The 11,628-nt window shown below is 60.6% G+C and carries 9 protein-coding genes; 3 read left to right on the top strand and 6 right to left on the bottom strand.

Annotated elements, in window-relative coordinates; genetic code table 11:
* On the top strand, positions 1-1,956 hold a 1,956-nt coding region (locus HY36_RS09855; RefSeq protein WP_035551989.1), incomplete at its 5' end, for an alpha/beta hydrolase family protein.
* On the opposite strand, the gene HY36_RS09860 is transcribed toward HY36_RS09855, so the two are convergent.
* The 4 genes from HY36_RS09860 to HY36_RS09870 form a co-directional block, all read right to left on the bottom strand.
* On the bottom strand, positions 1,957-3,774 hold the full coding sequence (locus HY36_RS09860; protein ID WP_035551991.1) for an asparagine synthase-related protein: 1,818 nt from the start codon (positions 3,772-3,774) through the stop codon (positions 1,957-1,959).
* A gap of 11 nt (positions 3,775-3,785) precedes the next feature.
* Positions 3,786-4,562, bottom strand: a complete 777-nt coding sequence (locus HY36_RS09865; protein WP_035551994.1) for a lasso peptide biosynthesis B2 protein — start codon at positions 4,560-4,562, stop codon at positions 3,786-3,788.
* Positions 4,549-4,704, bottom strand: a complete 156-nt coding sequence (locus HY36_RS18395) for a benenodin family lasso peptide (RefSeq protein ID WP_155841847.1) — start codon at positions 4,702-4,704, stop codon at positions 4,549-4,551. Before HY36_RS18395 ends, HY36_RS09865 begins: the two co-directional genes overlap by 14 nt.
* A gap of 121 nt (positions 4,705-4,825) precedes the next feature.
* Entirely contained in the window at positions 4,826-6,214 is a 1,389-nt protein-coding gene (locus HY36_RS09870; RefSeq protein ID WP_051602681.1) for a tetratricopeptide repeat protein, read from the bottom strand.
* Positions 6,215-6,430: 216 nt separating this feature from the next.
* Here HY36_RS09870 and HY36_RS17815 point away from each other — a divergent pair, with 216 nt between their 5' ends.
* Entirely contained in the window at positions 6,431-6,838 is a 408-nt protein-coding gene (locus HY36_RS17815) for a helix-turn-helix domain-containing protein (protein WP_051602682.1), read from the top strand.
* 171 nt (positions 6,839-7,009) lie between these two features.
* Here the strand turns inward: HY36_RS17815 and HY36_RS09880 are convergent, their stop codons facing one another.
* Complete coding sequence (locus tag HY36_RS09880; RefSeq protein WP_035552000.1) at positions 7,010-8,110, bottom strand: hypothetical protein; 1,101 nt, start codon at positions 8,108-8,110, stop codon at positions 7,010-7,012.
* 20 nt (positions 8,111-8,130) lie between these two features.
* On the bottom strand, positions 8,131-8,835 hold the full coding sequence (locus tag HY36_RS09885; RefSeq protein ID WP_035552003.1) for a hypothetical protein: 705 nt from the start codon (positions 8,833-8,835) through the stop codon (positions 8,131-8,133).
* A gap of 311 nt (positions 8,836-9,146) precedes the next feature.
* Between HY36_RS09885 and HY36_RS09895 the strand changes: the two genes are divergently transcribed.
* Positions 9,147-11,309: a hypothetical protein gene (locus HY36_RS09895; protein WP_035552008.1), complete on the top strand. Its 2,163-nt coding sequence runs from the start codon at positions 9,147-9,149 to the stop codon at positions 11,307-11,309.
* Positions 11,310-11,628 lie beyond the last annotated feature (319 nt).

Below are 11,628 nucleotides of genomic sequence, written 5' to 3' on the forward strand. Positions count from 1 at the left end.
ATAACGGACCACTTTTCGGGAGGCAGACCACGCGTCGATGCCCGCACCGGACAGGTCCGGAAACTGGCAGAGGGGCGTCATGCCTATCTCTCCCTGTCAGCCGATGGCCGCACGCTTGCCGCACTTGGTGGCATCCGCATGCCCCGGGGCGCCTGGCGGGACCCGGCCCGTCTCGATTCGGTGCGACACATCCTCCACCTCATCGATCTTGATACGGAGGAGGTTTCGTCACCGCTGCCCGAGCTCGACATTGTGTCCGCCGGAGCGATCTGGTCGCCGACCGAGCCGGCGCTTACCGTGTTCGCCACGGGGGTCGGCGCATCCGTTTCGGAGGGGCGGCACTGGCGGATCGATGCGCAAACCGGAACGGCCCGGAGGCTCTCGCATGGCGGGCTGGATCTCGTTTCAGAACGCGAACGTGGCCTGTTGCAGCGGCCCGAGCGGGCCTATGCGCTTGCGGACGGGGTGGTTGTCTTTGCCCGCCCCAATGCGGACCCAGCGGACCGGTCGGCCCGGTTCACCTATCGGGACATTGCCCCAGCCGGGCTGACGCGACCGGACTGGTATTTTCTGCGTCCGGGCTCTCCGCCCCGGATCCTGACTGGGGATCTTGGCTCCGTCACAGCCTTGCCTGCACGCATTGGTGCAGCGGGCCTGGATGTGGTCGCGCGGGACGGAGTCTACAGGATCCATCCGGAACGGCCGGCCATGCGCCTGACCCCGGACGGTCTGGACCGGATCCGGGTACATCATGCCTCGGGCTTCCTGGCCTGGCCTGGCAGCCTGCCAGCGGCGCGGACGGCCATGCCGCCGATCGAGGCGGACCGGGACGGCGCGCGGATCGTGCTGCGCCCTGCTACCGCCGCCTCGGAGTCTGCCGTCCTGGTGGAGGGGAGGGGCATACCGGGCGGGGCGCATCTGCTCGCCGTTCAGGATGCAGCGGGCCCCCGGTCCGGTACGCTTGTCTATCTCGACGCCGATGCGGCGACCCAAACGCTCATTGTTCAGCCTCCCGGCGCCGCCCCGGATCCCCGGCTTGTCCTGAATGCCCATCTGCGCCAGGTCGATTGGGGCCAGTGGGAACGGGTTGAGGTTGAATGGGAAGACCCGGACCGTCCGGGGATTGTTCATGATCTTCATGCCTGTGTGCTGATGCCGCCGTCGGCGGCCCGGACGGGCGCGGCGCCGCCCGTCCTGCTCGACATCTATCCGGGCGCCCGCCCGAATTGCGACCCGCGACAGCCCGTCCTGTCCTATCCCGATCCGCAGAGCCCGTATATGTGGGCGGCGCGCGGCTATGCCTATGCCCGCCTGTCGGCGCCGCGCGAGCTGATCCGACGGGAGGCGGGACCGATTGCAGGCCTGCCGGGCCTGGTCGCCGCGAGCCGGGAGGCCCTGGTCGAAAGCGGCCTGATCGATCCGGACCGGATTATCCTGCTGGGTGTGAGCCACGGCGCGGTGGCGGCGCTGCACGTCGCAAGTGAGGCGTCGGGATTTGCCGGACTGATCGCCCAGAATGGCTGGAGTGACCTGCCCAGCCATTATCTCGGACCGCCCGGCATCTATACCGATCTCAATCCCGAGATGCTGGGGGGAAACATGCCGCGCTATGAGGCCGGGGCCGGCAGCGATTTCGGCATCGGAGCGACCCTGTTTGCGGCGCCCGAGCTCTATCAACGCAACAGTCCGGTCCTGAAGGCAGAGCAGATCACCTTGCCCGTCCTGCTGATCCATACCGACATGGATGTGTTTCCCAAATCCCAGTTCGACCAGATGTATGCGGCGCTCGCCCGGTTTGGTCATCCCGTCCGATATGTCTGGTATGCCGGAGAGGGGCATGGCATATCCAGCCCGGCCAATATCCGGGATGTCTGGGACCGGATGATCGATTTTGTCGAAGCATCTGGCCCGCAGGATCCCTCGGCTGAACCTGTTGAAGACCGGGATGCCGGCTAGTCAGCGGGCTGAGGTCACGGCGCGCAGCCAGGCTTCCATTCCGTAGAGCTGGAGCAGCATCCTGGCAGAGGACAGGTCTGCGAGGATCGGATCGGCAAGGAGGCGGTCCAGCACGCGGGGCGTCAGCAGGCCGGCCTTCATCACTGCGCCGTCCTGGAGTGCGTCGCGGATCCGGTCATGATTGGCGGACAGATGTTCGATGAAATATTGGGTGGCCTCGCCCTTGGTCGTGCGGAGCCGGACGCGGTCCGGCAGGTCGCCGGCAGAGGCGGCGCGCGCGAGCCCGCGATTGACCCCGCCAAGGCATAATTGCCAGACGGGCAGGCGCAGGCAGAGTTCGATCAGGGGCTGCGAGATCAGGGGATGCAGCACATGGCGCCCGCCAAACCCCGCCAGCGGGTCACGTACAAGGAACATGTGCAGCAAGGCGCTGACCTGCTCGAACTTTCCCGGCGGCAGGCCGTCCGGATCGAGAGTCCAGTCGGGCAGGCCTGCCAGCACGTCAGAGGGTACCAGACCGGGCGGGCGGATGGCCGCATCGGCCCGGCTCCGGAGCGCCTCTCCCAGGAGGCTGCGCCCGGGCCGGCCCAGCAGGTAAGGCACATTCGTGGCGAGGGCCTGCCAGACCGACATATCCGACAGGCGGGCCGCATTCAGCCATTCCTGCCAGAGCCGGGCGCGCGGACCCGTTTTCAGACAATCTGCCAATCCGAGCGACGAGCGGGTCATCAGGAAAAGGTGATCGCCGCCCTGACCGGTGAAGAAGACGGTGCCCGGATCCCGAAGGCGGTCCGGCAGCAGGCTCTGGAACCCCAGACCGAGAAACTGGCGCCAGGGGCGGGCAGAGGCAGGATGCCGGTCGAGGTCTGGCAGGTCGCGCGAGGGCAGGATGTCGATCGGGGTGACGGGGCGTCCGAGATGGTCGCCCGTGGCTTTCGCAAACGCCAGCTCCGTCGCGTCGCCCGAGCGAACCCGGTGGTGGATGATCTCGAACCGGGCCGTGTCGGGCGCTGAGGCGAGGCAGGCAGCGACAATGGAGGAATCGAGACCGCCGGAGAGGTCCATGACCCCATCGCCGACATGGCCGGCCCAGCTTGTCACACAGTCGCGAATTGTTTCGCGCAAACAGTCTGCCGCGGCCTCGTCGCTGAGGAGAAGCGGGGTTCCGGCAATCCGGCGCGGGTCCCAGATCTGGACCGGTCGGGCGTCCGCCCTGTCCAGATCGAGCATCTGCCCGCCGCCCAATTCCCGCAGCCCGGCAAATCCGGTCTCGCCCGTCTGGATCTTGTCGTAGAGGCAGAGCCGCTTCAGGAAGGCGATGTCCAGGGGGAGACCGCGCCGGATGTCTGGCGGACAGGCCTCGAGATGCGAGAACAGGCATACCAATTTGCCAATGCGTCGATAGAAACACGGAAACGCGCCAACCGGGTCAGTCAGGCAGACAGCGCCTTTTTCCGTCCGCAGGAAGAGGACATAATGGCCCCAATAATCTGTGAGAAGGTGGCGGCCCTGAGTCTGGCAGATGCGCTCGGCCGTGGCGGCAGGGATATCGGTGAGGGCGCGCTGGCGGCCGGCTTGCCGGCGAAACAGGGTGCCATAGACATAGCCGGCCTGCTCACCCGTCCGCGTCCGCACGGTCAGGATCCGTCCCTGTCCGTTGCGGGAGCGGGAGAGGTCGATCAGATAGAGCCCGTCCTGGCGCAAGCTGTTGGCGCCCGGGCCGGCCGCGCGCGTCAGGGCGCTCGCCAACCGCCCGGCATCGGCGCAGGCCTCGGCATCCTCTGGTGGCCAGGCGAGACAGGCAAAGGCGGGCGGCATGGGCAGGGGTCCTAGATTGAGAGGATCTTTCTGTAGGCCAGCACCGTCTCCTGATGATCATTGAGCACGATGCCGTCATATTCGACCCAGCAATGCGCGCAGAAGGGGGCGCACCGGACCCCGAATTCCCAATCTGCCGGAATGCCGACCGCATGCAGGTATCGGACAAGGAAGAGGCTTCGGAACAGGCACGCATCATGCCGGGTAAACAGGAATGGGGTCAGGCGATGCAGGGCCCGGGACTGGTCGATGGCTTCGTAGAGGAGATTCTCGCGGGAGGTCTGACGGGCCTTCCAGCGCCGTGCCTTGGCGACGGCGTGCCGGAAGCTATGCCAATGCCGGAGACGAAGGCAGTCCAGATAGGCAGAGAGGCATGCGGTCCGATTCAGATGGCCTGCGCCATGTTGGAATCGACTCCCGTCATAGGCTGATCCGATGGGAGGCGGACGCAAATCAGGCCTGTGCCAGGCATGGGGCCCGGACGTGTGTCGAACCAGGTCCAGATCTGCCAGTTCCTGCGAGGCGGCATGGGAGGAGCCCGATCCTGCGGGTGCGAGATTTTTGGCTGTATAGAGTCGCCAGAATGTCTCGGCAGGTCCGCCGGTCAGGGCAAAATAGCGATCTGCTTCTATGTCGAGAAAGATGGTGGTGGAGTCCAGTTGGCAGACATGCAGGTCAGGGCGCAGGCCATAGGCAAATCGGGAGGAAGGGCGCGGTGGCGGCAGGCAGTCCGGGGGCATGGCTTGGATGCCCCCGGACCCGTCCGGAGCGGCCTCAGCCGGCTTCATCGCGGGAGGTAAACGAGACGCCGAACTCCATGGGCTGCAGGATGCGGCCGCGGGTTTCTTCCGACGCTGCGCCGAGATCGATCAGGGTCTCGGTCTCGCCGTCCGGCGCTGGTGTGTGTGGGCATTGTGTGGGGCTGTTCATCGTATCATCCTTTCTGTTTCAAGCTGCGCCGCAACAATACGGCAAGTAGAAAATACACTAAACCAAAAAGAGAGTCGAGTCCCGATTTCGACGCCTCAATATGTGCGTTTACGGATAAAAATTACCCGCTCGAGCCCTTTCCCCAAATGGTCTCGAACCTCGATCGGCTGAGCGGGATCGGCAGGGGAGACGAACAGATCAGGTGCCAGGCTTTCGCGGATTGTCCGAGCAGGAGTGCATTGCGGGCACGATGCGCCGCATAATAGGCCCGGACATGAAGGTCTGTGCCGTACAGGGCGGGAGACTGTGTGGCCGAACTGAAATAGGGATCGGGCACGCGCCAGCCCGGTCCGTAAAGGGCACGCAGGCATGCATGAGCGCAGTCGCGGTCAAGGCGCGCCAGCCCCTGGGCATCCTCCTCCAGCGGCGCAAAAGCGGGAAGTCTCCACTGCACGTCTCCGGGCCTATCACTGAACCCGAAGCAGAAATGATCATTGTCCCGGTCCAGACGAAACAGATCCACACTGACGCCCGCGACGTCCACGGGGAGGTAGCGGTCTCCCGGCCGTGCATGGCGGTTGAGGCAGAGTCCCGGAGCGGTCCGGACAATGTCCACCATGTCGGCATGACAGCCCTCCGGGCGGAGGATGCCCAGATCAATATCCCGGTCGGTCTCGATCAGGCCCTGAGTGCGGATCGCGCCAAGCAGGGTTCCAGCCAGCGGCACCAGGATCAGGCCGGCTGCACGCAGCCGGTCGATCAGCGGTCTGGCCAGGCTGAGGGCATTTGGTGGCAGGCAGGGGGATTGCGCCTCAGCCGACAGGCACTTTTTCGGTGTGAGACCGGTCAGGGCGCGGACCTTGTACTGGAAGGCAGACGCGAAATCACCGGCAAAATAGGCTGCCCGGGAGGCGAGATTGGACAGGCCGGGATCGCCTGTCAGATCCGCCCCGGTCTCTCGTAATTCGCCCAGCGCCCTGCCGGCCTCGCGCAGATTGATCCGGGCATTGACGCAGGCGAACAGGATTTGCCGGGAGGGGACCTCGGCATGGATCCTGGTCAGCAGGTCTGCACTGGCCGACAGGGCGTTCAGCCGTTCGGCCTCATCAGGTGTGGCGTCAGCGATGGACATGTATCCGCGCCAGGAATCCGGGTGATGCCGGACGAGGTCGCGATAGATTGCCAGCGCCTGACCGGTCTGGCCGAGCCTCAGCAGGGCATGGCCAAGACCAAGCCGCGAGTCTTCGCAGTGCGGCTGGTGGTCCAGGACGCGCCGATAGGCCGCTGCAGCCCTGTCCGGCTTGCCGAGACGCAGGCAGGCATGCCCAGACAGGCGGCGGGCGGGCACATGATCAGGGAAAATCTCCAGAAGCCGGTGCAGTGTCTGTGCGCAGGTGGCAAGCTCACCGGACTGCAAGGCCGTCCGGGCCTGCGCGAACAGGTCTGCAGTCAGAGCTTGTGCAGGTCCTGTTGCAGGATCCGGATCTGGCAGGTCTGGCGCGTGGGTCATGATGCGGTCCGGCTCAAGAAACGCAAAGCAACCATAACGAGAAATATAAAGAACGTAAAGGTAGGGGTAACTGAGCGCTTCACGGCTGGCGGTTCGCAGACCGGGACCCCGTCGCGACAGTCCAAGTCTTGCGAAGGGGGCCGGATCATACGCACTATATGACCCAAATGACCGGAATCCTTGTTGTTCCCGTCAAGAGGGAGTGAAAAATGCGCCATGGCCAAGTCTCCAAACACCAGAAAACCGGCCAGCGGCACGCGCCGAAAAAATCGCACGGCGCGTGCCCCCAATGATATCGACCGACTCGTCGGCGCAAACATACGTGCCCTGCGTCTCGACCGGGGCCTGACCCTGGCAGACCTGGCCAGCGAAATGAGTATCAGCCATCAGCAGCTCCAGAAATATGAGACGGGGACCAATCGCCTCAGCGCTGGCATGATGTGTGCGGCCGCTGAGGTGTTGAGCGTCGAGATCGGGGAATTGTTTCGTTCCAAATCGGTGCCGGAAGGCGAGTCGGACCCGGCCACCAGACTTCGGGAAGAAGCAGGATTCTGGGTCCGGCGCATCCGGACGCAGGGCAATCTGCGTATTGCCGTCCGTATCCTGAAAGTGCTGGCATCCTGATTTCGAAACAGCCGACTGACGGATTGGGCTCTAAATCCAGCCCTGCCGTTGGTCTATGAGGGACTGTGCAATCAGAATGGCTTGGCGGTTTTGCTGAAGAAAGCGAATTCTCAGAACGAACCGAAACCTGACGCCTGGCGTTAGCACGCGCCACCGGGAATCTTGGGGAAATCACTCACTTGGACACGCTCCGAGCGCTGTATGTATAACAGCTTTTTGTTGAGCGATATCGGCGCGTTTCAAATGCGTCTCAAGTCCATCGAGGTCGAAACGAATACGTCCCAACTCGACCGTATCAAGCTCAGCATCCTGACCAGAATAGAGTGCGCTCATAGTGCTTTCGGATAGAGCTTTCCACTGCCCACCGCCTTTGCCCCATTCCTGGACCACATCTCTATCAACACTTAGTGTATTCTTTATCGGTATGGAATTTTGTCCGCTTTCTTTTGTAGAAATTATAATGCTGTAATAAGTCTCTTCTCTGCCGCTTGACGCATCTATGCTGCCACCAACACTCACGCCAAGGCGAAACTGATCCGAAGAACGTTGTTTGGAATCAATGAAAGCCGGATTGCGAACATATACAATTGCACTTTTGGCCGACCAGGAAACAACAAAGTTTTCATAGGCCCGTTGCCCGTTACACTGAACCGGACCGCCCTTGCCTGATATTGTCGGAGTGGATTGCGTGCTCGACGTTTTAGTGGCTTCACGCTTGTTGATCTCGTCCATCAAATCGTGCACAGCCAATCTGATTGTCCCAAGCTGTGTGCCCAACCTGTCCGTATCTTCTTTAATGAGTGCATACAGCATCGCACCCCCTGAAAATTCGCGTGCGATCAAAACGCAATGCGGCTTTGTCACATCATCCACCGCCTCAAAGCCAATGATGGGGATGTTTTTATCCATTGCAGCATACGCTTCGGGGTCATTGATTTTTGTCAGAGCAAGCATAGCCTTAGCGAAGGGTTCATATTCGGCTTTAGTCTCGGCTGTTCGCAATGCGGGACACGAATCCAGTTCTGCATGTGTTGCTTTTACTTGTTCAAATGCCTGCGCCAGAGAAACGCCTTGCCGCCTGTCAGCCCAGAGTACACTGATCGTATCTCTCCAGGCGGTATCATTGTGATATAGCCGCCAGAATTCAGGGGAGGCGTTATAGCGAACCTGCCAGCCTCCAGTGGTGCTCCAGTGCTGTGCATCCTGCGCATGGACGGCTCCCGTGCTGGTGAGCATACTGATAATGATTAAGAGGGCTCGCAGCTTCATCATGATTGTGCTCCATTTATGAGTCAGTGCGCAGGGCAGGCACGTTTTAAGACCGCTTCAAGATCAAAATCGCGCGTACGCCAATCGCGCATATCACAATAGAAAGTACCGGAGCGATCATAGGGAGCGCCATGATCATCACATGAGGTCAGCCGTTTGTCGCACTGGATGATTTCCGGACAGCCCCATGATTCGCAATTTTGATAGTCAGTAATCTTGGCGCATGTCGTGATGTACTTGCGCGCTTCAGCACGGCAGGCGGCGGTTCTTACCTTGTTGTCCTCCGGATGAGACGGGGGCAAAGCTTGCAGTGTGCCATTTGCGCTCGAATAGCGTTTATCAGTGGCGATTTGAAAATCGCGCGACGGACAATATTGCCGCATCAACGCCGCGAACGCCGGGGGTAGCGTGAGGGTTTCGCCTGGCTGCGTATCACGGCATTCCTTTAAAATAGACGCTTTAAGTGGGTCTCCTGAGCCACGTGCCTTTTGGATTTCAGCATCATAATCGACACTCTCTTTTGTGTCTGATGAAGTGGAAACAAGATCCTTCGGAGTGGTTGCCTGAGGCTTTGATTTGATTGTCGCGGGCAGCTCCTGAAAATCCTCAGATGATTTGAAAGTGGAATGCGTTCCATCGTCGTTTTTGTGAACTTCCAGGCCCTGTGCGGACGCCGTTTGTAGTGACAGCATTGCCGAGATCAAAAGCAGGATAACGGTTCTCGGCATATGATATCCTTTTTTGTGGACGACAAGTCAGCAGCCATCGGGGACGGCGGCCAGCATACGGCGCGGGACACAGAGGGAAAGTCACCAACACGGTTATTGAAGACGGCCCTTTTCTCAGGCTCAGTCATGGGCTTGAATGGAACCAGGCCATTGAGAGGGACGTCATGGGCAATTGCCGGGGGACATTTGGGCATGTGAGGCAGGGCAAGGTATGGGACGCGCAGGTCCTGCAAGTCATATGTGCAGGCGTGATCATGATGTTAGCGGCCTGCGGTGGTTCCTCCGCTGAGGAGCGATCGGAGCCAAATTCGATGACGACGATTACCGAATTGCCGGTATCCTGGTCTGGCCTTGTGATCGAGTCGCGCAAACCCTATCCGGCAACACTCAGTCTGGGCGTCGATGGAGCTGATGTGCAGGGCGTGTTCAGGGTTGAATCGCTCAACGGCGCCGTGCCCCGCCTGACTGTGGCTGACGTGGACATCCCCGTTGAAGGGACTTATGACTCCGCTATCGGAATTTTGTCACTGACCACGCAATCGGGAGATCGCCGCGGCGAGCTGATCTTCGACGTTGCAGTGAGCGATGTCGGATCCGTCGCCGTCGCGTCTGAACAACGCCATATCAATGGACGCGGTACGCAACGGGCACGTGCGGTACTTGCGACGGATCGGGACGAGAAGGACGCGCTGGAGCGGATCGCGGTTCTGTCTGCGGCTTTCGAAGGCTGGCGCCCGGACATGGTGGAGGGAAGCTGCCCCGCCACACTGGCGGCATGGCGCGACGAAGCGCTGACGTTTCGGGAGACGCGCCGTGATCCGGTTGAGCAGTATGACATCTTCTATACTGATGCGTTCAGGAAAGCCTTTGGTGCGCCATATGAGACCGTTAACCCAGAGCGGCTGAAGCAGAATGCCAGCTTGTTGCGCGGCGCCTGCCGGCCGGATGACCGGGTGCGGGGCGACAAGACGAACCAGCTTGCCTACATGGTAGGGCAGGGCCAGCCGCATCAGGACCATCTCCTGTGGCGGTTTGAAAGTGAAGCGGCCAGACGGTGGGTTGAAGCAAGGTCAGACGTCCTGAAGAGCGATACCCCCATGACGTCCACGCAGCTCAACTTGCTGAACGCGATGTGGCGCGGGATCGGGATCAGCCGGTATGGATTCAATATCAGTGACCTGAACACCGACATTGAAAGACGCAGGACGATCCTGCGGGCGAAAGAAAACCGCGCCGACATGTTGGCGTTCTATGACCGTTACAAGGACCGGTTTGACCTGCTGATCGAAGTCGCTCGCAATCACGCAAATCAGGATGAGGATTTTCTGGCTGAGGTGCAGGACAAGCTGGATGCCTATCTTGAACCCGCGAGTGAGGTCTATGCGCACGACGCAAACACTGTCAGCGAAGCAGAATACATGCTGGCCTGGGCTGCGCAGGCCGGAACTGCCGAACTGTGCCCGCTGAGCAGACCCGCCACGTGTCGCAGGATCGGCAAGCGGTTCGAGGACCGCGTGCGTGACATGACTGAGGATTTCGCTGAGGCTCTCGAACAGGCCGCAGCCCGACGCACTGACAAGGACAACCGTTCCCTTGAGCAGCTGGCGACGCAGGTCACATTCGCCGGGGATATGGACATGATCTACGGTGAGCTTCTGGAGATTGGAAAACTCAAGGACAGCTGGGCGGATGTAACGGATACCCGCCAGCGGCTGCAGAAGCGTCTCGCAAAACCCCTACAGGCGGAACTTGATGCTCTGTCAGGGGCCGAAGCGCTGATCGGGTTCGAGCGTCGCTACTTCATTGGCGATGATCTCGGGGAGGGGAGTGTCCGCAGAGTCTCAGAGGTTCTCGATGTGCGCCTCGCCGATGAGGCCCCTTTCCGGGGTGCCGAAGGCGGGGATTATCTCAATGCATTGGTCAATCAGGACTTTGCGCGTTTGCGAGAGCTTGATGCACATTATACGCGCGGCTATCGGCCGATGATTGCAATCGCCGGGGCCAGTCTCTCCATGATGAACCCCACTGCAGGCCCTGCGCTTGAAAGGGAACTGGCCAATTTGTCAGCTATTCATGGCGTATTTGGCGCCTATATCCTGAACTATCAGGATGCCTGGCCGAAATGCCTGAAATTCAGCGACCCGGTTTTCGAGGTGACGAAAAGCCAGTCGACGGTAACGCGAAATGAATTTGGCCAGGAAATATCGAACGTCACCAATTGGACGACGCGTGACCAGTACAAGGTACCTGCTTCTCTGGAGGCGCACTTTCGAACGCTCTGGCGCTCTGATGTTCGGACTTCCGATGCCCGCTTCATGGACTGGCTGCTGAATGACCGAAGGACCAATGGGCTGGTCGATGGTCTTGATGACATGATGAAACAGCATGGGTGTCACAGCCCCGCCGTCAGGAAACTGGAGCAGGGCATGATCGCCTATTACGGCGATGTCCGCCGCCGGCTGGGGCACCGGTGACGGCTGTAGCAATCGCTGTGGGGACCAGAATGCCTGTGAGGCGCTCACGCTGGCGTATAACCTGAATGGTTAGTTGTTCAGATGGTCAATTTGGAGAAAGCTCAGAGGCTCTGTGGCCATAACGCGATGAAACGGAATACTACCAAATTGGAACAGATACGAAGCCGAGTGACATTATTGATTTCTGTGTTCGCGCTCGCGAGCTGCTGGCAAACTGAAGACAGAGTTTACAAAGCCGAGGATTTTTTTATCCCGATACAGAGCGAACTTGTGTCAATAAGTGATGAATTCGGACCGCTCGGAATTTACGAAATCAGTT

The organism is Hyphomonas atlantica corrig. (assembly GCF_000682715.1).
Lineage (GTDB): Bacteria > Pseudomonadota > Alphaproteobacteria > Caulobacterales > Hyphomonadaceae > Hyphomonas > Hyphomonas atlantica.

What these genes read in the sequence shown, in the direction of transcription:
- HY36_RS09865 (WP_035551994.1), bottom strand. Translation starts at nt 4,562, where the DNA reads ATGAAGCCGGCTGAGGCCGCTCCGGACGGGTCCGGGGGCATCCAAGCC.
- HY36_RS18395 (WP_155841847.1), bottom strand. Translation starts at nt 4,704, where the DNA reads ATGAACAGCCCCACACAATGCCCACACACACCAGCGCCGGACGGCGAG.
- HY36_RS09880 (WP_035552000.1), bottom strand. Translation starts at nt 8,110, where the DNA reads ATGATGAAGCTGCGAGCCCTCTTAATCATTATCAGTATGCTCACCAGC.
- HY36_RS17815 (WP_051602682.1), top strand. Translation starts at nt 6,431, where the DNA reads ATGGCCAAGTCTCCAAACACCAGAAAACCGGCCAGCGGCACGCGCCGA.
- HY36_RS09860 (WP_035551991.1), bottom strand. Translation starts at nt 3,774, where the DNA reads ATGCCGCCCGCCTTTGCCTGTCTCGCCTGGCCACCAGAGGATGCCGAG.
- HY36_RS09870 (WP_051602681.1), bottom strand. Translation starts at nt 6,214, where the DNA reads ATGACCCACGCGCCAGACCTGCCAGATCCGGATCCTGCAACAGGACCT.
- HY36_RS09895 (WP_035552008.1), top strand. Translation starts at nt 9,147, where the DNA reads ATGACGACGATTACCGAATTGCCGGTATCCTGGTCTGGCCTTGTGATC.
- HY36_RS09885 (WP_035552003.1), bottom strand. Translation starts at nt 8,835, where the DNA reads ATGCCGAGAACCGTTATCCTGCTTTTGATCTCGGCAATGCTGTCACTA.